Source organism: Lacinutrix venerupis (genome assembly GCF_003663945.1).
GTDB classification, from domain to species: Bacteria; Bacteroidota; Bacteroidia; order Flavobacteriales; family Flavobacteriaceae; genus Lacinutrix; species Lacinutrix venerupis.
Genome location: NZ_RCCH01000005.1, coordinates 179,687 through 202,288 on the forward strand (window position 1 = coordinate 179,687; position 22,602 = coordinate 202,288).

27 protein-coding genes are annotated in these 22,602 nt (G+C 28.6%); 6 read left to right on the forward strand and 21 right to left on the reverse strand.

The genetic code is table 11. From position 1 onward, the window contains the following. From rfbB to CLV86_RS09070, 5 genes are read right to left on the reverse strand one after another with little or no spacing between them, the layout of a single operon-like run. A complete protein-coding gene (gene rfbB / locus CLV86_RS09050) occupies window positions 1-1,017 on the reverse strand; it encodes a dTDP-glucose 4,6-dehydratase (protein ID WP_170148523.1) in 1,017 nt (338 codons plus the stop codon). After that, a complete protein-coding gene (locus tag CLV86_RS09055; RefSeq protein WP_121051769.1) occupies window positions 1,007-2,074 on the reverse strand; it encodes a hypothetical protein in 1,068 nt (355 codons plus the stop codon). Before CLV86_RS09055 ends, rfbB begins: the two co-directional genes overlap by 11 nt. 8 nt (window positions 2,075-2,082) lie before the next feature. Beyond that, entirely contained in the window at window positions 2,083-3,774 is a 1,692-nt protein-coding gene (locus CLV86_RS09060) for a DUF6909 family protein (protein ID WP_121051771.1), read from the reverse strand. A gap of 28 nt (window positions 3,775-3,802) precedes the next feature. Then, window positions 3,803-5,302 carry a GH3 family acyl-acid amido synthetase gene (locus CLV86_RS09065; RefSeq protein ID WP_121051773.1) on the reverse strand — a complete coding sequence of 500 codons (1,500 nt, stop codon included), beginning with the start codon at window positions 5,300-5,302 and terminating at the stop codon, window positions 3,803-3,805. Between the two features lie 2 nt (window positions 5,303-5,304). Next, window positions 5,305-6,171 carry a M23 family metallopeptidase gene (locus CLV86_RS09070; RefSeq protein ID WP_121051775.1) on the reverse strand — a complete coding sequence of 289 codons (867 nt, stop codon included), beginning with the start codon at window positions 6,169-6,171 and terminating at the stop codon, window positions 5,305-5,307. 296 nt (window positions 6,172-6,467) lie between these two features. On the opposite strand from CLV86_RS09070, the gene CLV86_RS09075 reads away from it, so the two are divergent. From CLV86_RS09075 to CLV86_RS09090, 4 genes are all read left to right on the forward strand, one after another. Continuing rightward, a complete protein-coding gene (locus CLV86_RS09075) occupies window positions 6,468-7,622 on the forward strand; it encodes an HlyD family secretion protein (RefSeq protein WP_121051777.1) in 1,155 nt (384 codons plus the stop codon). After that, a complete protein-coding gene (locus CLV86_RS09080; protein WP_121051779.1) occupies window positions 7,615-9,774 on the forward strand; it encodes a peptidase domain-containing ABC transporter in 2,160 nt (719 codons plus the stop codon). The genes CLV86_RS09075 and CLV86_RS09080 overlap by 8 nt, the downstream gene beginning before the upstream one ends. 20 nt (window positions 9,775-9,794) lie before the next feature. Then, on the forward strand, window positions 9,795-12,914 hold the full coding sequence (locus CLV86_RS09085; RefSeq protein ID WP_147427027.1) for a lantibiotic dehydratase: 3,120 nt from the start codon (window positions 9,795-9,797) through the stop codon (window positions 12,912-12,914). Window positions 12,915-12,981: 67 nt separating this feature from the next. Continuing rightward, window positions 12,982-14,076 (forward strand): alcohol dehydrogenase catalytic domain-containing protein, encoded by a 1,095-nt coding sequence (locus CLV86_RS09090; RefSeq protein ID WP_121051783.1) that lies wholly within the window; start codon window positions 12,982-12,984, stop codon window positions 14,074-14,076. Between the two features lie 181 nt (window positions 14,077-14,257). On the opposite strand, the gene CLV86_RS09095 is transcribed toward CLV86_RS09090, so the two are convergent. From CLV86_RS09095 to CLV86_RS09140, 14 genes are all read right to left on the reverse strand, one after another. Further along, the gene (locus tag CLV86_RS09095) at window positions 14,258-14,398 is read right to left on the reverse strand and encodes a class IIb bacteriocin, lactobin A/cerein 7B family (protein ID WP_121051785.1); all 141 of its coding nucleotides are present in this window, start codon (window positions 14,396-14,398) and stop codon (window positions 14,258-14,260) included. A gap of 29 nt (window positions 14,399-14,427) precedes the next feature. Then, complete coding sequence (locus CLV86_RS09100) at window positions 14,428-14,568, reverse strand: class IIb bacteriocin, lactobin A/cerein 7B family (protein ID WP_121051785.1); 141 nt, start codon at window positions 14,566-14,568, stop codon at window positions 14,428-14,430. A 29-nt stretch (window positions 14,569-14,597) separates the two neighbouring features. Continuing rightward, a complete protein-coding gene (locus CLV86_RS09105; protein ID WP_121051787.1) occupies window positions 14,598-14,738 on the reverse strand; it encodes a class IIb bacteriocin, lactobin A/cerein 7B family in 141 nt (46 codons plus the stop codon). Window positions 14,739-14,767: 29 nt separating this feature from the next. Beyond that, a complete protein-coding gene (locus CLV86_RS09110; protein ID WP_121051789.1) occupies window positions 14,768-14,908 on the reverse strand; it encodes a class IIb bacteriocin, lactobin A/cerein 7B family in 141 nt (46 codons plus the stop codon). Window positions 14,909-14,937: 29 nt separating this feature from the next. Continuing rightward, complete coding sequence (locus CLV86_RS09115; RefSeq protein WP_121051789.1) at window positions 14,938-15,078, reverse strand: class IIb bacteriocin, lactobin A/cerein 7B family; 141 nt, start codon at window positions 15,076-15,078, stop codon at window positions 14,938-14,940. 29 nt (window positions 15,079-15,107) lie between these two features. Further along, on the reverse strand, window positions 15,108-15,248 hold the full coding sequence (locus tag CLV86_RS09120) for a class IIb bacteriocin, lactobin A/cerein 7B family (RefSeq protein ID WP_121051791.1): 141 nt from the start codon (window positions 15,246-15,248) through the stop codon (window positions 15,108-15,110). A gap of 25 nt (window positions 15,249-15,273) precedes the next feature. After that, window positions 15,274-15,417, reverse strand: coding sequence for a class I lanthipeptide (locus CLV86_RS14225; protein ID WP_170148524.1), 144 nt, complete (start codon window positions 15,415-15,417; stop codon window positions 15,274-15,276). 9 nt (window positions 15,418-15,426) lie between these two features. Further along, the gene (locus tag CLV86_RS14230; RefSeq protein WP_170148525.1) at window positions 15,427-15,582 is read right to left on the reverse strand and encodes a class I lanthipeptide; all 156 of its coding nucleotides are present in this window, start codon (window positions 15,580-15,582) and stop codon (window positions 15,427-15,429) included. 37 nt (window positions 15,583-15,619) lie between these two features. After that, a complete protein-coding gene (locus CLV86_RS14235; RefSeq protein ID WP_170148526.1) occupies window positions 15,620-15,769 on the reverse strand; it encodes a class I lanthipeptide in 150 nt (49 codons plus the stop codon). 66 nt (window positions 15,770-15,835) lie between these two features. Continuing rightward, entirely contained in the window at window positions 15,836-15,985 is a 150-nt protein-coding gene (locus CLV86_RS14240) for a class I lanthipeptide (protein WP_170148527.1), read from the reverse strand. Window positions 15,986-16,001: 16 nt separating this feature from the next. Continuing rightward, window positions 16,002-16,160, reverse strand: coding sequence for a class I lanthipeptide (locus CLV86_RS14245; RefSeq protein ID WP_170148528.1), 159 nt, complete (start codon window positions 16,158-16,160; stop codon window positions 16,002-16,004). A 15-nt stretch (window positions 16,161-16,175) separates the two neighbouring features. Further along, window positions 16,176-16,355 (reverse strand): class I lanthipeptide, encoded by a 180-nt coding sequence (locus CLV86_RS09130; protein ID WP_121051795.1) that lies wholly within the window; start codon window positions 16,353-16,355, stop codon window positions 16,176-16,178. Window positions 16,356-16,394: 39 nt separating this feature from the next. Continuing rightward, a complete protein-coding gene (locus CLV86_RS09135; protein WP_147427028.1) occupies window positions 16,395-16,577 on the reverse strand; it encodes a class I lanthipeptide in 183 nt (60 codons plus the stop codon). Window positions 16,578-17,307: 730 nt separating this feature from the next. Beyond that, a complete protein-coding gene (locus CLV86_RS09140) occupies window positions 17,308-19,131 on the reverse strand; it encodes a helix-turn-helix domain-containing protein (protein WP_121051799.1) in 1,824 nt (607 codons plus the stop codon). Window positions 19,132-19,332: 201 nt separating this feature from the next. On the opposite strand from CLV86_RS09140, the gene CLV86_RS14250 reads away from it, so the two are divergent. Next, the gene (locus CLV86_RS14250) at window positions 19,333-19,494 is read left to right on the forward strand and encodes a hypothetical protein (RefSeq protein WP_170148529.1); all 162 of its coding nucleotides are present in this window, start codon (window positions 19,333-19,335) and stop codon (window positions 19,492-19,494) included. A 223-nt stretch (window positions 19,495-19,717) separates the two neighbouring features. Next, entirely contained in the window at window positions 19,718-19,900 is a 183-nt protein-coding gene (locus CLV86_RS09145; RefSeq protein WP_076731561.1) for a Sec-independent protein translocase subunit TatA/TatB, read from the forward strand. Window positions 19,901-19,974: 74 nt separating this feature from the next. Here CLV86_RS09145 and CLV86_RS09150 read toward each other — a convergent pair whose 3' ends face one another. Together CLV86_RS09150 and CLV86_RS09155 are read right to left on the reverse strand one after the other, a co-directional pair. Beyond that, entirely contained in the window at window positions 19,975-20,964 is a 990-nt protein-coding gene (locus CLV86_RS09150; protein WP_121051801.1) for a DUF4837 family protein, read from the reverse strand. 18 nt (window positions 20,965-20,982) lie between these two features. Next, on the reverse strand, window positions 20,983-22,566 hold the full coding sequence (locus CLV86_RS09155; protein WP_121051803.1) for a LysM peptidoglycan-binding domain-containing protein: 1,584 nt from the start codon (window positions 22,564-22,566) through the stop codon (window positions 20,983-20,985). Window positions 22,567-22,602: the final 36 nt, after the last annotated feature.

The window sequence follows — 22,602 nt, forward strand, 5'->3', positions numbered from 1 at the left end:
TTATGAGCTATATTTATTTAAGTACCAACTTATTGTTTTTTTAATACCTGTTTCAAAATTTTCGTCGGCTTCCCAACCTAATTCATTTTCTATTTTAGAGGCGTCTATAGCGTATCTAAAATCGTGACCAGGCCTATCTGTTACAAATGTAATTTGCTTTTTATAAGATGTTTCAGCTGGTTTAATTTCATCTAAAATCTTGCAAATTGTATTAACTATATATAAGTTATCTCTTTCGTTTCTTCCTCCAATATTATATGTTTCTCCAGCTTCTCCCTTTTTAAAAACTAACTCTATACCTTTACAGTGGTCTAGTACAAATAACCAGTCTCTAATGTTTTTACCGTCGCCATAAATTGGTATATTTTCTCCAGTAATGGCTTTTCTTATAATTGTAGGAATTAACTTTTCATCATGTTGTTTTGGCCCATAGTTATTAGAACAATTGGTTGTAACAACGTTCATGCCATAAGTATGGAAATAACTACGAACTATAAAATCTGAAGATGCTTTTGATGCACTATATGGACTATTTGGAGCATATGGTGTTTGCTCTGTAAACAAACCTGTCTCACCTAGAGTTCCATAAACCTCATCTGTAGAAATATGATGAAATCTAGCATTTTCGAAACCCGTTTTTACTTGATTAGGCCCATTCATCCAGTGTTGTTTTGCAACATCTAATAAGTTAAATGTTCCAGTAATATTAGTATCTATAAATGCTCCTGGATTTTTAATAGAGTTATCTACATGAGACTCTGCAGCAAAATGAATTACTCCAGAAAACTTATGCGTATCGAACAAATCTTCAATTAGTTTTCTATTACAAATATCTCCTTTAACAAAAGTATAATTAGGATTGTTTTCAATCTCTTTTATATTTGTTATATCTCCAGCGTAAGTTAATTTATCTAAATTTACTAAGTGGGTTTCTGGGTTGTTTTCTAAAAAATATGGTATAAAGTTAGAGCCTATAAAACCAGCTCCTCCCGTAATTAAAATAGTTTTATCCTTCATAGTTTTTAGCATAAAAAATTACTCTTCTAATAAGATATAAAAAACATAGTAAAATAAAGCCTACAACTGGAAAAACAATAGAATATCTGTCTAACAAGCCTATTTCTTGCCTTCCTACTGGTTGAAAACTAGAGATTACATCTACAAAAACATCTTCTGTAATTCGTTTCTCGTCTAATTTTCTTAATTGATTTCTTAAATCAAGTTCTTTATCAAGTAAGGCATACTCCTTAGTATCTAACTCTTTTTCTTTAGTTAATAAAAATTCTCCTGCACTTACACGTTGTCCTGGACTTTTTGCTTGCTCTTGTAGAGCTTGAATATAAATGTCTTGAAGTTTTTGAACCTCGTCTAAGCTCTCTTCTATGTTTTCTCTTTGTATTTTATATAATAATGTATCCTTTATTTTCTTTGAGTTTGAATACTCGTTTGTAAAGGCAGTATTAATACCATATGCTAAATCTTTAAAAATATCTTTTTTATTAGATTTTGCAGTAATTAAAAATATACTACCAGAATAAATACTACGGTTTTCTATAAATCGATCATAATCCACTTGTAAGCGACCTATACTATCCAGTTCACGTACAAAATCTTGATATTGTAAAATACGATCGTTTTCAGTTTCTGGTCCTGGTTCTATAGTAAAACCTTTAATATTTTCAACATTTACATTTGAAGTACTATCTGAGTTAAATATTAAATTTAATTGCTTATAATCCTTATTACTTATTAAAGCGTTGAAAAAACTAATATTATTAACTAATTGGAATTTTGAATCGAAATATGGCTTAACCAACATTTCTGACTGATAATATTTGGGTGTGACTTTTTCTAATCCATAACCAATAATAGCAGAAATTACTATTACTCCTAAAACAATTTTCCAACCATTAATAAATACTTTTATAGTATAAATAATAACAGAAAAAATAGCTTTAAAAACAGTAGAGATAAAGTTAAAAACTTTACTTAAAACATTTCCAATAAGATTAAAAAACACAATTAAATCAACCTCTTCATTGTTGTTTTTATTTGATGGTAATTCTTGACTCATAGTTTGAATTAATTAAATATTTGTTGTAATATTTTTCTTGTTATTAAATAAGTTGGCTTAACACCAGAAGTTCCTAAACCACCAGATGCTAATGTGCTTCCTGTTTCTAATGGATTATCACTGGCGTAATATGCATATCTTACTTTTACGTCTGGATTAATACTTCCTCTTACTTTTGATGCTGCTTGAATTGCTTTTTGGTAATGGGCTCCTTCCATTTCAAGCCCAATAACATTCCATGTAGACATATTAAAAAACTTTAAGATATCTTTATTTTGAAGAGATGTTCCTAAAACAGTAATCATACTTCCTTCGTAAACATCTACTCCTTGAGCTTCAAGATCTTCTTTTTTTAGCTCGTTTTTAAATGGGTAATTGTCTGCTGTGCCTTCAAAAATATGAGCAGAAGGAATCATAATATCTCCTTTTCCTCCTTCTAAAATTCCGGCTTTTCCCATTATTGAAATAGATTCAATATTTAAATGTATTTTATCTTTTCCTTCTCCAAATGGTTTTAAAAACTCATCTATAGTTTCGTAAGCTTGCTCTCCAAATGCATAATCCATTACAAAAAGTACAGGCTTATTCTCGTTAGACTCTTTTTGTTTTTTTATACCTAAATCGGTATGGCTTATATCAAATTTAGCAGTATCAAAAATCTGAACATTTATGTTAGTTCCAGAGCTATCTTTGATATATATCATCCCTTGCTGTAACGCTTTTTGTGTTACTTTATTGCGTAAATTCTCGTTTTCTGAGCTACTTAAAGCCTCGTAAACCTCAAATATATTCTTTTTTGCTGATAACGTTTTTAAAGCTTGTGGTGCATAAAGCGTATTCATTACACTATGAAGATTTGCACTAACTATATGAATTGGTCTAGATAATAAACCGTTTGCTTTTAATGTCTCTTTTATAGTGTTTGCCCAACGTTCTCCATGAATATGATGCCCTAAACGCTCTCTTAAAACAGGACTAAAAGTTACTGTACGCTTATTATTATTAACAACTTCATCTATTGCTAATTTACCTAGCCAATATACTATTTCTAATAAACGTTCTGGATGTTTAGCTGTAGCAAACACAGGATAAACATCTGTTAATTCTTTAAATGTACGTCCTAAAATATTAGCTGTATGTGTTATTGCAATTTCTCTTTCTGGTTTTGTTAGCTTCTTTTTACTTAAAACTGCTGCCTCAAGTTTAATCCAGTCTCTAGTTGTAGAGCCTTTATCATCTATAACTACTCTTTTAAAAATTTTATGAGACTCAACAAATAAAAAGGTTAAATGTGTTAAAATATCGTAAATTTCACTTCTTCCTCGTGTAATTTCAATATTCATTTGCTCTGCATCAATCCTGTAGCAATTTCGTCTTCTTTTTGGAGGTATTATGGCTTCAAAATGAGAATTAGCATAACCTTCGTCACTTGTTAAGTTAATAAAACGACACTCTTCTATACCTATAGGTAATCTATCTATAACATACAAAAGTCCTTCTAGCTCAGCTTTTTCGTCTGCTATAGAACCATAAATTTCTGGTCTTAATACTAAAAGAGCTTCACGTAGAGTTTCTCCAGACACGCCCATAGGCTTATAAAAACCGCGGTTGAATAAATGCCTCATTGTAATGTACATTCTTTCAATAGCGTTCGAGCTTTCTTGAGCTCTTGTTCTTTCGTGTTTTTTAATTTTACTCATGTAATTTCCTTAGCTGGCAAATATACTATTATTTAAATATTATTTCGGTATTTAAAGCATCTGCTATTTTACGATCGTTTGAGAGGCGTGGAATTTTATTTTGCCCACCTAATTTCCCAATAGATTTCATGTAGTTTTGAAATCCATTTTTTTGTATTACAGATATCTTTAACGGTTGCAAAACCTTACCAACAATTAAATCTAAATAATAACTATTTTGCTGTTGTAATGCATTATCTATTTTTATTGCTAAATCTTGTAAATTTTCTGGCTTATTTTCAAATTCAATAAACCATTCGTGATATGGTAAACCAGATTCTGGATTAATTTGAGGCGCTACAGTAAACTCGTTTATACTAACCAATGTGCCTTTAGTAGCTTCTTTTAAAGCATGCTCTACTTCTTTACCTATTACATGTTCTCCAAATGCTGAAATAAAATGTTTTATGCGCCCAGAGACAATAACTCTATATGGTTTTATACTTGTAAACATTACTGTGTCTCCAACATTATAAGCCCAAAGTCCTGCATTAGTAGAAATTATTATTACGTAATTTTTGTTTAATTCTACGTCTTTAATAGTTATTCGTTTTGGGTTTTCATTAAAAAACTCTTCAGCCAAAACAAATTCATAAAACATTCCAGAATTTAATTGAAGCAGCATTCCTTTCTCTTTTTGCTTGTCTTGAAAAGCAAAAAAACCTTCACTTGCTGGATATAGTTCTATACTATCTACTTTTCTTCCTATTAGGTTTTCAAACTTTGCTCGGTATGGTTCGTAATTAACACCTCCAAAAATAAATAGGTTAAAGTTTTTAAATATATCGCCAACTTTTTGTCCTGTTTTTTTCTGAAGCTTTTCAAAATACATTTGAACCCAAGATGGTATACCAGAAATAATTGTCATATTCTCTGGTAAAGTTTCTTCTACTACAGCATCTACTTTAGTTTCCCAGTCTTCTATACAATTGGTTTCCCAAGAAGGAAGACGATTTTTTTGAAGATATTTTGGTACATAATGTGCTACAATTCCAGATAAACGCCCTAATTGTACTCCGTTTTGTTCTTTTAATACAGGACTGCCTTGTAGAAAAATCATTTTGCCATCTACAAATTTAGAATTTCCTGTTTCATGGATATATAATAAAATAGCATTTCGTGCCGCATTAACATGATTAGGCATGCTTTCGGCAGTAATAGGAATATATTTTGCACCAGAAGTTGTACCAGATGTTTTTGCGAAATAGAGTGGTTTACCTTTCCAGAGAATATCTTTTTCTCCTGCAACTACTCTTTCTACATAAGGTTTTAGTGCTTCATAATCACGAATTGGTACTCGTTTTACAAAATCGTTATGATTATTTATACTAACAAAATCATGATCTTTACCAAATTTAGTTTGGGCTGCTTCGCTTATTAAGTTCTTAAATACTTTGTCTTGAGTATCAATAGGATTATTAGACCATTTTTGAACTTTATAGTAAATATATTTTGCAAATGATTTTGCTAAAATTGATTTTAACGACATATTTATTTCTTAAAATCTATAAAATTTGTTGGATTAACAGAATAGCCATCACTCCATAATTCGAAATGCAAATGTGGCCCTGTAGATAAATCGCCTGTATTTCCAGAAGTAGCAATTACTTCTCCAGCTTTTACTAAATCTCCTTGTTCTTTGGTTAACGTTGCATTGTGTTTGTATACAGAAAGTAAGCCATGACTATGCTCTATTAAAATTACAAAACCTGTTTGTGCAGTCCATTCTGCAAAAATAACTGTTCCATCTGCTGTTGCTTTTACTGGTGTGTTTTTTGCAACAACAATATCTACTGCATAGTGTTTTTCTTTTGTGTTATAATGTTCACTAATTTCACCATTTACAGGTGGAAATAAAACAAAATTGGTTTTTGATTTTGCTGTTTCAAAAAGACTATACTTATCTTCCTTATCTACTTTTACTCTTAATATGGAATCTGCTTTGTTTGCTGTTAAATCTATTTCGTTTGTCTCAATATTAGCCGCTTCAATTATAGAGTCTCGATTAAAGTTTACAGCGCTAATTTCCCCTTTTAATACTTTTTTTATAGATGCGTAATATTGGTCATTATTTGTAATTACCTGTTGTAATGAATCTGTTTTGTAATTAAGTTCTACTGCTTTCTTTTTTAAAGCTGTGGAAGAATATCCTGGAATATATTCTCTTAATGGTGTTAAAGCAATAAGTAAAATAGTAAAAATTATTAATGCAATAGATGAAATACCAACCAATACAAAAACGTTTAGCCTTGTTAATTTAAACGATAACCTTTCTTCAAAAGTATCTTCATTTAAAATCACCAAACGATACTTGTGAAGTAATTTTTTTGATATTTTTTTTGATTTCTTTTTTTTCATAACCTATGTTGTAACAAATATAAAAAAGGCTTTTTTGTAAAACATTTTAAATGGACTTTTTTTATTTAATTTATATTAAAAATAACATAAATAGCTGTTTTTTAACTATTTAATAAAATTTTGATAATACTTTATTTTATAAAATTAAGGACACTTACTTTGTATTTGTTTATTATTATATGTTGCTTTGATTAAAATACTCAAGCACATGTTATATTTATTAATTAGAGTTTCATTCATAAAATCTCTTAATAAAAAAGACATATTATTATTAACTTATTAATGGTCTAAAAATTATGAATGAAAACAATATTTTCCCAGAAGATATTTTACATAATACAGTAGAATATCATATTGCTAAACACAGTAAAAAAACTAATCTTATATTTTGGATTATTTTTTTAGTGCTTGCAACAGCATTAGCAGCACTACCTTTTATTTATGTAGATATATATACAACTAGTCGTGGTATTATTACATCGCATGAAAAGCCCGTAACTTTATTTGCACCTGCAACTGGCCGTATTACTTATTTTAATTTAATAGAAAATCAATCTGTTTCGGTTGGAGATACACTGCTGGTAGTGAACCAAAAGATTTTAGATGAACGTGATAATTTAATAGATTCTCAAAAAGAAGATACCGAAAATTTTATTAAAGATTTAGAATTTCTAATTAAAGGAAACTATTCTAAACTAAAAACTAAGCAATACAAAAAGGAATATTTAAAATTCCAACAACAGTTATTTAATATAAATACGATTATTAAAAATACTCAAGCAGAATACAATCGTGCAAAAATACTTTTTGAAAAAGATGTTATCGCAAAATCTGAGTATGATAATGCCTTATTAGAACTAAATAAATTAAAAAACGACAGAACTAATATTTATAAACAAGCTCAATTAACTTGGCAAACAGAATTAACAGATTATGAACAGTCTTTAGAAAATTTAGATTCTAACAAAAAACAACTTAAAGAAGAAAAAGATATGTATGTTTTAATTGCTCCTATAGATGGAGAATTAATAAATGTTCAAGGTTTTAATTTAGGAAGTATTTTAAATGCAGGAAGTAATTTAGCAAACATATCTCCGAGTAAAAATTTAGTTATTGAGTCTTTTCTATCACCTTCTGATATTGGCTATATAGATGAGGGTATTGAAGCCAAATACCAAGTAGACTCTTACAATTCCAACCAGTGGGGATTTGCAACTGGTGAAATTACAGAAGTTGGTAAAGATATTGTTCAAATAAATAACTCCAATATTTTTAAAGTTAGAAGCTCTCTTAACGAAAAATATCTCTCGCTGGTTAATGGTGCTCGTGGTGATTTAAAAAAAGGAATGACAGTTACAAGTAGATTTTTTTTAACACGTAGAAGTTTGTTTCAACTATTATTTGATAGCATAGACGATTGGTTTAACCCTTATAACAATAAAAATGAGTAAAATAGAAATTAAACAACATGATTTTAGTGACTGTGGTGCAGCGTGTTTAGCTTCTATTTCAGAGCATTATAAACTAAGCTTACCAATTGCAAGAATTAGGCAGTATGCAAATACTAGCCAAAAAGGAACAACGCTTTTAGGTCTTAGAGAAGCAGCAATTAAATTAGATTTTATTGCAAAAGGTGTAAAAGCTTCTATGGATAGTTTAGAGGAAATTCCTCTACCTGCTATAGCGCATGTTATGATTAAGCTTGAAGAGCATGAGTTTCCACATTACATGGTTATCTATAAAGTAACTAAGGATTATGTAAAAGTAATGGATCCTGCAAATGGTAAGCTAGAAAAGAAAACAAGGGCTGAGTTTGAAAAGATTTTTACAGGTTTTATGTTAATACTTATTCCTGATGAAGATATTTTTAAAGAAAGAAATGAAAAATTTTCGAATTTAAAACGCATGTCGTTTTTATTAAATCCGCATAAACATATTCTTATTCAAGCGTTAATAGGCTCAATAATTTATACTGTTTTAGGGTTCTCTGTCTCCATATACATAGAAAAAATAACAGATTTTGTTTTAGTAAGTGGCAATAAAAGCCTGCTAAACTTAATGAGTATTATTGTTTTAGTATGTATCATTCTTCAATTTGTATTTGGTGCGTTAAAAGATGTATTCATGCTAAAAACAAGTCAGCAAATAGATTCAAGACTTATTTTAGGTTATTACAAACACTTATTTACAATGCCTCAAAAGTTTTTTGATACTATGAGAATTGGTGAAATAATGTCTAGAATTGGTGACGCTGTAAAAATTAGATTACTAATTAACGAAACAGCTTTAAGCATAGTCGTTAATGTGTTTATTGTAATTTTTTCTTTCATTTTCATGTACACCTATTACTGGAAACTAGCTGCTATAATTACACTAATTATTCCATTGTATATAATTATATACTTTATAGTTAATAGTCTTAATAAAAAAGTAGAGCGACAAGTGATGGAAAAAAACGCACTATTAGAATCTCAACTAGTAGAGTCTATAAAAAATATTGGTACTGTAAAACGTTTATCTCTTGAGCAATTTTCTAAAAACAAAACAGAATTAAAATTTATAGATTTATTAAAAACTATTTACAAATCTGGATTAAATAATGTTTTTTCTAATATCTCTACACAGTTTATTTCTAGAGTATTCACCGTTATTTTACTTTGGGCAGGTACTTTTTATGTTATAGATGGAGAAATTACTCCTGGAGAATTATTCTCATTCTATTCAATTATAGGATACTTTACCGGACCGGCATCACAATTAATTGGCACTAACAAATCCATCCAAAACGCAATGATTGCTGCAGATAGATTATTTGGTATCATGGATTTAGAAACAGAGGCAAACGAAGCTAATATTACCATATCAGAACATTCTTTTGGAGACATACAGTTCGATAATGTTCGTTTCCATTATGAATTAGGTAGAGACATTTTTAAAAATATAACTTTAACAATTCCAAGAGGTAAATTTACAGCCTTAGTTGGGGAAAGCGGTAGTGGTAAGAGTACAATTGCATCATTAATTCAAAATGTCTATCAACCAAGCGAAGGAAAAATACTTATTGGAGATTACGATTTAAAATATATAACCAAAGACAGTATTAATGCTTTAGTAACAACAGTCCCTCAAAATGTTGAATTGTTTGATGGTTCTATAATTTCAAATATTGCAATTGGAGAGTACAGCCCAGATATGGAAAAAGTTATAACAGTTTCTAAACAAGTAGGCGCTTACGACTTTATAGAATCTTTACCTAATGGTTTTGAAACCTATTTAGGAGAATTTGGCGCTAACCTTTCTGGTGGAGAAAGACAACGTATTGCATTTGCAAGAGCTCTTTATAAAGATCCAGAAATTCTAATTTTAGACGAAGCAACTTCTGCATTAGATTCTGAGTCCGAATTGGTTATAAAAGACCTAATTACCGATTTACAAAAACAAGGAAAAACCATTATAATAATTGCCCATAAATTACAATCTATTGTTAAAGCAGATAAGATAATTGCCATGAAAAAAGGTGAAGTTGTCGAGTCTGGAACACACCAAGAACTATTAGCCAACAATAGCTATTATGCTAAAATGTGGAGCAATTTAAATGTATAACTAAAAAAAATCCGTCGATTATGAAAAATCACTCATTTGCAAACAAAGCGGTTGTTAGAACACCGCTAAGCGTTAAAAAAATTGATATTACTTGGGAGGAAATCCAAGAAATATTTAAAGTTCCAAAACACAGAGAGGCTTTATTTATTGGCTCTCCAAACATTTACAAAGCTCTCGAAATGTGGGAAAAAGGTGAAGCTTTTCAAACTGAAGACGAACTTAAAAACCTTAAAGGTTCTTTATATAAATATACCTCCAGGCTGGCAAACCGTTGTACTCCTTTTGGATTATGGGCTTCAGTAAGTACTATTGATTTAGCAAAAGAAACAGATATTAATGTTGCTGAAGGTGAATTAAAACGTACAACAAAATTCGATATGTATTTTTTAGGTGAAATTTTGCCAGAAATCACTAAACATAAAGAAATTAGAGAGGTTTTAAAGTACTATCCTAACAATTCTATGTATAAAGTTATGGATAAGTACCGTTTTGTAGAATATTACTTTAAAGACAGAGCAAGATGCCATAAAATATCTGAAGTTGATATTAATGAATATTTAGAAAAAACCATTGAAATTGCTCAAAACGGTGCCACAATAGAACAACTTATAAAGCCTATTATAGATGATAATATTAGTGTTGAAGATGCTAAAGCATTTATTAATCAAGTTATCGATAGTCAGTTTTTTGTTAATGAATTAGAATTCACTTTAACTGGTGACGATTATTTAGAAAGTCTTTTAACTGTTTTAAAAGAAGACCGTTTTAATTTTTATGAAGCAAATGTTGTAAAAGAACTACTTATTTCTCTAAAAAGTAAAATTTCTGCTATAGATGATAATGTATTTAACAACCCAGAAAAATATAGAGAGATACACGAACAAATAGAAAAAGAAATTCAAGAAGCGGACATTACTAAACTGTTTCAAGTAGACAGCTTTAAAAGTTTACCTAATGCAACTTTAAGCTATTCTATTGTTAAAAAACTTCGTGTAGCAATAGTTGCTTTAAATAAATTAAGTAATGAAAGGTCTAATGCTGCATTGGATGATTTTAAAAAGAAATTTCAAGAACGTTATGAAGAGTATGAACAGCCACTTATAAATGTTCTTGATCCAGACTTAGGAATAGGATACGCCAAAGGTGCTAGTGCAAAAACACCTTTAGTCGATAAATTAGCAATTAAAGGGAATCAAGCCTCAAGCAAACAAATTAATTGGACAGATAAAACTGGATTTTTATTTAAAAAGGCACTTAAGGCTTTAAAAGAAAATGCTGTTGAAGTTGAATTAACAGACGAAGAAATTAATCAATTTGAAGAGAAAGAAAGTTTATATCCAGATAGCTTTTCAACGTTTTTTAATGTGTTTCATGAAAATGGTGAAGAAAAAGTTCATTTAAAAACTGTTTGGGGACCTTCAGCAAATGGATTAATTGGTCGTTTTGCTCATTTAGATGAAACCATAGAAGAGATGTGTAACACCATTCATGAAAATGAAAAAGCATTATATCCAGATAAAATTTTAGCTGAGATTATTCATTTACCTCAAGCTAGAACAGGTAATATTCTATATCGAAAGTTTCAAAGAGATTATGAAATTCCATATTTAGGAAACTCTTCTTTAAATGAAGATCACCAATTAAATGTTGACGACTTATACGTTTCTGTAAAAAGAGGAAAAGTAATATTACGCTCTAAACGCTTAAATAAAGAAATTATTCCACGCCTTGGAAACGCTCATAATTATAGTGCTAACGCATTACCTATTTATCATTTTTTATGCGACTTACAAGACCAAGAGCAATCTGGATTAGGATTTAGTTGGGGAAGTTTACAAAACGAATTCAACTTTTTACCAAGAGTAAGCTATAAAGGTGTTGTACTTTCTCGTGCTACTTGGAATTTGAATAAAAAAACAATGCAATCTATTTTAGATAATAAAAAAGAGGACATTATAAAAGTAGTTAAAGACTTCCAAAAAGAAAGAGATATCCCTAATATTGTGGCTTTTGCTCAAGGAGATAATGAAGTTGTTTTGAATTTTGAAAATGATTTAAGTTGTAAGACTTTTTATTACATGATGAAAGGAGAGCATTTTATTCAACTTAAAGAATTCTTTTTTGAAGAAGATACTGTAACTGGATCATATTGTAATGAATTTGTTTTACCATCTTATAAAAATGCTCCAAAAGCAAAAGACATTAAACCAACACAGCAATTACAAGCACAAAAAGCAACGTTACAAAAAGCATCATATTCTACTGGAGATGAGTGGCTTTATTACAAATTTTATTGTGGTGAGCGTGTAGGAGAAAAATTACTTAACCAAGCCATTAAGCCTATAGTTGACGAACTAGAAGCTAATAACCTAATTGATAAATGGTTCTTTATTCGTTATTATGATAAAGATGGACACCATTTAAGATTTAGAATTCACTTAAATGACCAAACAAAATTCTCTGAGTGTGTCTTAATTATTAAAAAACACATACAACCATTCGAAGACAACCTGTTAATTTGGAAAACACAAACAGATACATACTTAAGAGAATTACAACGTTATGGATTTGAATCTATAGATGCTACAGAAGATTTGTATTATAATGATAGCGAAGCTACTGTTAAATTTGCAGATATGATTGAAGGTGATGCTGGAGAACGTGTGCGTTGGTTATTTTCTTTACTTTCTATGGATCATTTACTTAATGACTTTGGATTTAATGTAAAACAAAAAATGCAGCTATTAAACATCGCTAAAACAGCATTTGGTAAAGAGTTTAACAAAACTGGAACATTAAACAAGCAAGTAAACGAACTGTACAGTGAGAACATGTCTAATATTGAAATTTTCTTAAATGAAGAGGCTAAAGCTGATATGTATGAACCATTGTGGAATATTTTAAAAGAACGTTCTGTTAAAAACAAAACAGTTGTACAGAACTTAAAATCTCTGGCAGATCAAAATATCCTGCCTGGTGGATTAGAAAATACTGTACTTAGTTACTTACACATGGTTTGTAACCGTATTTTCTTATCAAAACAACGTATACATGAAATGGTTGTTTACGATATGCTTTTTAAATATTACAGTAAGCAAATGCACATACAAAAAAAAAGAAAAGCAGTAACCACTGCTTAGATTAATAGCAACTACATTTAAAAGAGCGCTAATTAGCGCTCTTTTTTTAAACTTAAAAATAAAAATTATGAGAGTATTAGGCGTATTAAGCCCATCATTAGCAGAAAAATTAGACGAAGCAGACAAGTATATTTTGGAGATTGATTCTCTAAAAATACCGCTAGCACTAATACATGTGCCAGATATCGAAATTGATGAAAACAATGAGAATAATAGCGATATGGTTTTAGTAAAGAAAAAAGGCTTTTCTTTAAACTATAGAGATTTTGGTGTTATTGAAAATGCGTGGCATAAATTAAAAAAATCAGATCAAGACACATACTACCCTATTGGTTCTGAGTTTTGTGGAGAAGTTTTAAAGATTGGGAAAACTGTAAATAATTTAAAAGTTGGAGATTATGTGATTGCTAATTGTGCTTATCCTATTGCTCCTTTTAATGCAACTCCTGGAATACCAAGCAATCATGGTAGTAAAGAGTTGGAAATATTTCATAAAGGAAAATTAATAAAAGTTCCTAAAAATATTCCTGTAGAACAAGCTGCTGGAATGAGTATTGGCGTCCAGACTGCTACATCTATGATAAGAAAAGCAGATATTAAAGACGGACAAAATGTTTTGGTGACTTCTGTAACCTCAAATACTTCTTTAATTATACTTAATTTTTTAAGAGATAAAAACTGTACTATTTATGGATTATCATATTCTGGAAAAGAGACTAAAAAGGTAAAAGAACTATTTCCTTTCATTAAAACTATTTATAATTTTAAAGATAATAATATACCTAAAAACTTGTTTTTTGATGCTGTTCTAGATCCTTTCGCAGATACACACATTGTAGCCTTACAGCCTAATTTAAATTTTGAAGCACATTATGTTACTTGTGGGATGTTTAATCAATCTAGTGAAAAGATACAAAGCAAAGATTCATATACCAACTTGCCTTCATTAATTAGTAATTTAATCTCTAAAAACATACAAATTAGAGCTAATTGTTTAGGTACTACCGAAGATTTAGAAAATGGTTTAAAAATGTTAAGTAGAGACGGTTCAAGTAATATTCCTGTTGATGAAGTATTTAATAAGGAGGAAGAAATTAATCTATTTTTAGACAAGTCTTTTTTAAAAACTAAAAAAATTGGAAAAACAGTCTTTATATATTGATTATTTTAATAAAAAATTTGGTTTTCTAAAGAGAATAAAACATTCTCTTTACTAGAATACAGACAGAAAAGATTATCGTTTTAGATAATTTTTTTTTCTTCTTCAATTAAACAAACCTAATTTTATAAAAAAACCTGAACAAATGTTTTGTTCAGGTTTTTTTTAATTTTAATAATCTATTTTACTCTCTTGTAACTAATAGACTAATAATAACTCCTACACATACTGGAGAAGTTCCTCCGTTTACATCTTGTAATTGGTTATCATTTAATTCTGTTACTGAATTCTTATTGAAGGCTAAGTTTGTGTTTTGTGTTTTCATAATTTGTGTTTTTTAGTGTTTAATAAATTTTATTCTCTTGTAACTAATAGGCTAATAATAACTCCTACACATACAGGAGAAGTTCCTCCGTTTACATCTTGTAATTGGTTATCATTTAATTCTGTTACTGAATTCTTATTGAAGGCTAAGTTTGTGTTTTGTGTTTTCATAATTTGTGTTTTTTAGTGTTTAATAAATTTTATTCTCTTGTAACTAATAGGCTAATAATAACTCCTACACATACAGGAGAAGTTCCTCCGTTTACATCTTGTAATTGGTTATCATTTAATTCTGTTACTGAACTCTTGTTAAAGGCTAAGCTTGTGTTTTGTGTTTTCATAATTTGTGTTTTTTAGTGTTTAATAAATTTTATTTTCTTGTAATTAATAGGCTAATAATAATCCCTGTACATACTGGAGAAGTTCCTCCGTTTACATCTTGTAATTGGTTATCATTTAATTCTGTTACTGAACTCTTGTTAAAGGCTAAGCTTGTGTTTTGTGTTTTCATAATTTGTGTTTTTTAGTGTTTAATAAATTTTATTTTCTTGTAATTAATAGGCTAATAATAATCCCTGTACATACTGGAGAAGTTCCTCCGTTTACATCTTGTAATTGGTTATCATTTAATTCTGTTACTGAACTCTTGTTAAAGGCTAAACTTGTGTTTTGTGTTTTCATAATTTGTGTTTTTTAGTGTTTAATAAATTTTATTTTCTTGTAATTAATAGGCTAATAATAATCCCTGTACATACTGGAGAAGTTCCTCCATTTACATCTTGTAATTGGTTATCGTTTAATTCTGTTACTGAACTTTTGTTGAAGGCTAAGTTTGTGTTTTGTGTTTTCATAATTTGTGTTTTTAATGGTTATTATTTATTGAGTAATTGTTTTAATTTTTTCTTTTATAGGGTCTATTATTACTGTCCAGCTTCCACCATTAACAGTCGCCATAGAATCAATATTTAATTCTATTAAAGAATTCTTATTAAGCTTAAGCTTGTTATCTTGTGTTTTCATAATTGTTTGTTAATTTATAACTGTTACAGTTATTGATTTTTCTGAAATTGTCATACAATTTGAACAAACGATTCCTGTTCCTCCGTTTACAGAGTGAATTTCTGCATCTGTTAATTCTGTTATTGCGTTCTTTTTAAATACTAGTTTTGTGTTTTGTGTTTTCATAATATTAATTTGATTTTTATTGTTGTTAACGGATATTTTATTTAATAGTCATTGTTATTGTTATCGTCATACAATTAGAGCATACAAAACCTGTTCCTCCGTTTACAGCGTATGTTTCTTGATCTGTTAATTCTGTTATTGATTTTTTTCTAAAATCTAATTTTAATTTGTTGTCCTGTGTTTTCATAATTTTAATTTGGTTTTTATTGTTGTTAATGATTATTTCTTCAATTTCTATTAATAATGTTTAAATTTATTTAATAGTAATTGGTATAGTTACTGTCATACAATTAGAGCATAAAAAACTTGTTCCTCCGTTTACAGCGTATGTTTCTTGATCTGTTAATTCTGTTATTGATTTTTTTCTAAAATCTAATTTTAATTTGTTGTCCTGTGTTTTCATAATTTTAATTTGGTTTTTAAAGTGGTCCATTATCTATCCAAGTTCCATAGGTTGTTGCCCTAATTATACTTTCTACAACAGTCCATGATCCACCGTTTATATTTTCAATTTGTTTGTCGTTAAGCTCGACAATTACATCCTTTTTAAAGTTGAGTTTTTTCTTTTGTGTTTTCATAATTTCTAGATTATTCTAAAATGAAATATTATCGTTTTGTGATGGATTATCTGCAACTATAGATATTTTTATAGTTAATGTTGGCCCTGATGATTGGCTCCATTGGCATCCTCCATTTACAGCTATAGATTCAGAACTATTTAACTCTGTAATTGAATTTTTGTCGAACTGTAATTTTGAACTTTGTGTTTTCATATTTTGTAATTATTATTTTAATTGTACTTTCAATTTATTTTATCTAGACTGTATATCTTCTCCTTGACTACCGTTTGTAATTATAGAGACTGTAATTATAGATGTAGGAAGCATTGGTGAAATAGAAGAGACTGTTCCTCCATTAATTTGGCTTAATTGGTTAGTATTTAATTCGCTAATTGAACTTTTCTTAAAAACTAGTTTTGAGTTTTGTGTTTTCATAATGTTTTGTTTTAAATTCTTTTTGTGAAAATTTTTAACTTTATTAATAGCTTTTTCCATAAAGATTTCTCTTGTTGGATTTCTACTATTGTTCTCTTTTTTAAATGCTCTTTAAAAGAGTTTTTAATCTCTTCCATAATTTTAAATTGTACTTTTAATCTAAAATTATGGCATCGCCTAATGAAAGGCAAACGGTAGTAAACTCTTCTTGTAGCTCGTTAGAGATAAAGCCTAAGGCTTCATTTTCCTGATTTTTGTGGTGTAATGTTTTCATTTTTTCGAATTTTTTAGATTTATAATTAATTCTTTTATGAAAAGTTGATTACTAACAAACCATAGTGTGTTCATCAACTTTTCATCTCAAGCGCTATCGTGCCTAAGCAATATTTAATTATGTATTCCGAAAAAATAAGTGAAGACTCTTTTATAATATATTCTACTTTGTAGTGATACAAAAAATATATATATTTGTAGAGTATTCAATGTTGACGGACACGGAATACATGAAAATTTGTGTTTTCAAAATTAACAGGGCTTTACAGAGCTCTGTTTTTTTTTTGTTCTAATTAATAAATGTTTTATTTGAGTTATAATTAATAGAACATATCTTTCGATGGTTCAAAGTAAGTTTAAATAAAAGTCACTTCCAAACTAAGCTACCGTATATTTATAAAAAATACCATGCTTTTTCAAAATGTAAAACATTTAAAATCAATTAATTAAAGCAATGTTAGCTATTTTTAATTTCTTCAATCTTTTTTATATAAACAGTAGGAGAAATACCTGTAGCAACTTTAAAATAACGTGAAAAAGCATCTGCATTTTTATAGCCCATTTCTTCTGCAATTCCTTTTACAGAATAAGAGCGCAAACGCTTGTTGTTTTTCAGTTCTAATATAGCATGATTGATTCTAAGCTCATTAATGTAAGTACTAAAAGATTTTTCTAAATGAGTATTTACTATTTTAGAGAGGTATGAGGTGTTTGTTTTGAGTTTTTTAGCCATATTATGCATAGTACAGTCTTGGCGTAAATAATATTGCTTATCCTCTAATTTTTGAATTTTTACTAATATTTCTTCTACTTTTTTATCATCTATAACATAACCAGAGTCTTCTTCTTCATTTTCTTTTTCTCTAGTAGTGTTAACTTTTTCTGTTTTGGACAGCTCTATTTCTACCTCTTTTTTTAAATCATTTTCACCTACTATATCCTGTGTTTCTTTAAGCTCTTTATCTATTTCTTCTTTTTTATTAGCAATAGGACCTAAAGTAGTAGTCTTCTTTTTATCTTCATAAGCTTTAATTTTAATCATAAGTTCGTTAAAACGTTTCTGATTTTGAAAAGCTTTCATTTTGAAAAAGAAAAACAAAGCAACTATTAAAACTATTAGCGAAATACTAATAAATGTCCATACCCAATTATTTTTTTTATATTTTTCTTTTTCTAAAATCTCTTGGTCTAACTCTAATTCAAAATCACTTTGTAATGAAGCTACTTTTTTATTTAAATTAAAGTTATATAAAGTCTCTAAAGTAGCTAGTTTGTTCTCTGAAACTTTTTGTTTTTCCTCTAAATATTTATAATAAAATACATCTGCCATCTTACTATCCTTAAGAGCATTATAGGTATCTGAAATCAGTTTATAGTATTTTATTTTTTGTAATGGTGTTTTATCTATTGTACTTTCTATTATTATATTTAAATCTGTTATAGCAGCAGTAAAATTAGAACTCAAAAAATTAATTTCTGCATTTCTATATTTAATTTCATTAATAAATTCCTGATTTTTTAGTTTTATTGCACAAGTTAGAGCTTCTGCGCTTGCTTTTTTTGCAGAATTGAGCTTGTTATTAAACACATCTATTTTAGATTTTAAAAAATTCATGTGATAAACAAACTCACAATCATTTTTAGCTTTTGCTTCAGCTAAACCATCTGTTATTAACTGTTCTGCTTCCGTTAATTTTTCTGCCTTTATATAAGCCTCAATTAATGTTTTTCTAATAAACCTTAAATTAAAATCGCCAAGTAAAATTTTATTGTTATAATCTGTTTTAAGCTCTTCTAAAGCGTTATTAGATTTACTTATTTTTAATTTTAATGATCTTATATATGCTTCAACAGTTTCTATAGACTTAGAGTCTTCATTTTTTTCTGCTAAGGCTAAAGTTTGTTGATATAATCTTAAACTCTCTCTAAAACGTTCTTTATTCTCTAAAATCCTAGCTATACTATGCTTTGTTTGAATAATATCTTTAGGTTTCTCTGCTATACTTAAATTTTTATAGTGATAAAAAAGCGTACTATCCGTTTGGTTCATTATCTCATGAGCAGCAGCTATGGATGAATTAGTAATTATAATATTTTCTATATTGTTTTCAGATTCTAAAATACTAAGGTATTTATGAAGATAGTTTAAAGCCTTGGCTGGATGACTATAAATATTATTTCTAATGGAATCTTCTAATATTTGTTTATCCTGTTGTGAGAATGATTGAATTGAAAATAGAGATACAATAAATAGTATTATAAGTAATTTTAATGCTCGCATTATAAGGAATTAATCTAATTTAAGCCAAGCTACTAAAAAAAATAAAAGCATCCTAAAGCATTCTATAAAACATAATATTTATAGGTGTTTTGATGCTTTTTTTTATACTGTTTTTTTATAAATTTAGGGAGTTATATTTTTTATTATAAGTTTTAATATTAGATATTTGAAGTAACTAATAACCCTTTTAAAATCTTTTTTATGAAAACTCAAGCAAAAAAACTAAACTTTAAAAAAAGTAACATTACAGAATTAAACAGTAATATGCTAATGACAATTAATGGAGGTAGCGATGTTGAAGCTGCAGGAGAAGCTATAACGACATCTAGATACACAAGTCATTTGTGTGATAAAATTAGTTAAAAAATTAAGATTTTTTAAAAAAGCGTGTAATTTTAAAATTACACGCTTTTTTTATAGTGTAGTTTTTATACTCTTTAACCCGAACTAAGTTAAATGCTCTAATCTTTATTCTCACAAATCAATTTAAAAGAGACTATATAACAAAGACATTACTTAATTGTTATACATTTTAACGCATTATAAAAACTTTAATTACTAACTTTGTGCTTTAAATACAATTATTATGATATCACTAAGTATATTTTTAGCGCCAGGCCCATGGCAAATAGGATTAATAGTTTTGGCTATTTTATTACTTTTTGGAGGTAAAAAAATTCCTGAATTAATGAAAGGACTTGGAAGCGGAATTAAAGAATTTAAAGACGCTAGTAAAGAAGACGAAGAAAAAGCTGAAGAAAAAAAGTAATTTTTTAAACTAAATAACACAAAAAAACCATCGCAATGCGATGGTTTTTTTGTGCTTTATATTAAAAAATATTACTAATTAATTTTAATAGACCTTATAATAGATTCTAATTCAAAAACATAATTACGTTTAGATACCGAAGGAGCATAAACAAATCCTTCTGCAACCAAATACCTATTATTTACTTTATCTTCTATTAAATACATTAAAAAAGGGCCTGACATGAATTGTTTTTTTACATCCCAAAGACCTTTAACTTCTATTGTAGGTTTATTATCTATAATTGTTTCGTAAACATGTGGTGCATAAGCCATTTCTGTTGCCATATAACTACCGTCTACAGGACCAGCAATATATTTTTTTCCAATAGAATCTCTTGTTTTTATTATTTCACTTACTAAGCTATCATTTTTTTTAATAGCGCTTAATGGTAATTCGTAAAACAACACATTTGTATATCCTGTTGGTAAATCTCGTTTTATCCAATTAAATTTATCTTCTGGTGTTGCTGTTGTTTTTGCTACTCTGTAATAAGATGGAAACTTTACCTTAATACCTAAAGATTCTTGAACATCTGTAGTATTAGATAGAGATTTACTCATTTGTGATTGTTTGTACCTTATTTCCTCTTCTTTTAAAGCCTCAACAATATTATCTGCTTTATTTATTATTTGCTCCTTAATTTCGGCTATATCTTTTCCTGAAATTGTAACAATTTTTTGCGGTCTTGCGTGTACATCTCTTTCAATTTTAAAATCTGCTTTTCCTTGTTCTATTTTTAAAATACTTCTATTTTGTTTTGCAAATCCTGTAAAAACTTGAGTTGGTATTTGATTTAAAGAAAACATTGGTTCTGGTTGTGGCAATCCATCTATTGATTGTGCCATAATACTTCTAACAGTATCTCCAACGCTATTTTCCCATAATTCGTTATTTATTACAATAGCTATTTTATTAACTGGTCCTGCAGAATCTGGTAGTATTTTAATGTTTTCTTTTTTACCATTATTATTACATGATAAAGTAGTAGCAACGATTGTTACTAATAGAATAAATTTACGCATAATTTAATTTTTTTATAACTAACTTTTAGAAACTCTTAAAGTCATTCCTATTTTTAAATTAGTACCACTAATATCGTTCCAATTTTTAATATCTTGAACAGAAACTCCAGAAAATTTTTGAGAAATACTCCATAATGAGTCTCCACTCTTTACAGTATATGTTTTTCCTTTAAAATTTGCAGTACTTTTAGGTTTTGAAGCAGCTTTAGTTATTGCTGATGGATTACGAGGATATACCGTTAAACGTTGCCCTATTTTTAAATTATTACTTCGTAAACCATTCCATTGTTTTAGTTGGCTAACTCGAACACCAAATTTTCTTGCAATTTTACCCAAATAATCGCCTTGTTTTACTTTATATCTTGTTTTAGTATCTGCAGTTAAAAGTTTAGGTAATGGTTTTTCTCGTTTATCAAATTCTGCTTTAGCAAAAGCATACATGTCTTTTTCATTATTTACAAAAGTACCTACTACATCCCTTGGTAATCTTAAAGTATAATTTTTACCTTTTATATATGGAATAACATCTAATTTATATGATGGGTTTAAAAACTGAAGGACTTCCATTTTTACACCAGTAAATTCTGAAACTTGATCCAATGTAATCATCTGTTTTACATGAATAGTATCTGTTTCTACATAATTAAATTGAGGTTTATGCTGTATAAAACCATGCTCTTTTGCATATTCGAATATATACATTGTAGCTAAAAAAGCAGGAACGTAACCTGCTGTTTCACGTGGAAGATTAGGCCTAATATTCCAGTAATTTCTGTAACCTCCTGAACGTCTAATAGCTTTACTTACATTTCCTGGACCAGAATTATATGCCGCTAATGCTAAATCCCAATCTCCAAAAATTTCGTATAATTTTGCTAAATATATTGACGCTGATTTTGTAGATTTTATAGGGTCACTACGCTCGTCTACATAACTACTTACATCTAGCCCATATTGTTTTCCTGTTGCAAACATAAACTGCCATAAACCAGTTGCTCCAACTCTAGATTTTGCTCTTGGTTTTAAAGCCGATTCTACTATGGCAAGATATTTCATCTCTAAAGGAATATTATAATTATCCAATTCTCGCTCAAACATTGGAAAATAATACTTACTTAATCCCATTAAACGCTCCATAGACTGATGTCTATTTTTTAACCAACGTTTTATTAAGTTTTCTAATTGCGGATTGTATTCTACATTAAAAGGAGTCCTTGCATTTAAACGTTCTAAACGTGCCTTTAAAGTATCTGTAGAAAGTTCTGGATAATATACAGCCTCATATTTTAGGTCTGTTACTTCTCGATAAATAGTATCAAAAAGAGAGGTGCTATACAGCTCTTCCATCCATTTTTTATCGAATTCTGATGCCATTTCGTGGTCTTGTAATTCTTTTGTTAAATCTATTTCCTTTATAGGTTCTATAGATTTTTTAAAAAAAACTTTACCGTCTACAATGGTATCTATTACATAGCTTTCGCCTGCAATTAATTCAGATTCTGAAAGCCTTGTTGTTTTTACATTTAGCGAATCTTGCGCATACAATTGCATTCCGAATAAAACAGAAAAAAAGAGAAATGTATATTTTAAAACTAATGTCATTTAAAAAATAGTTGTGCTAAATTAACGCTATAATTA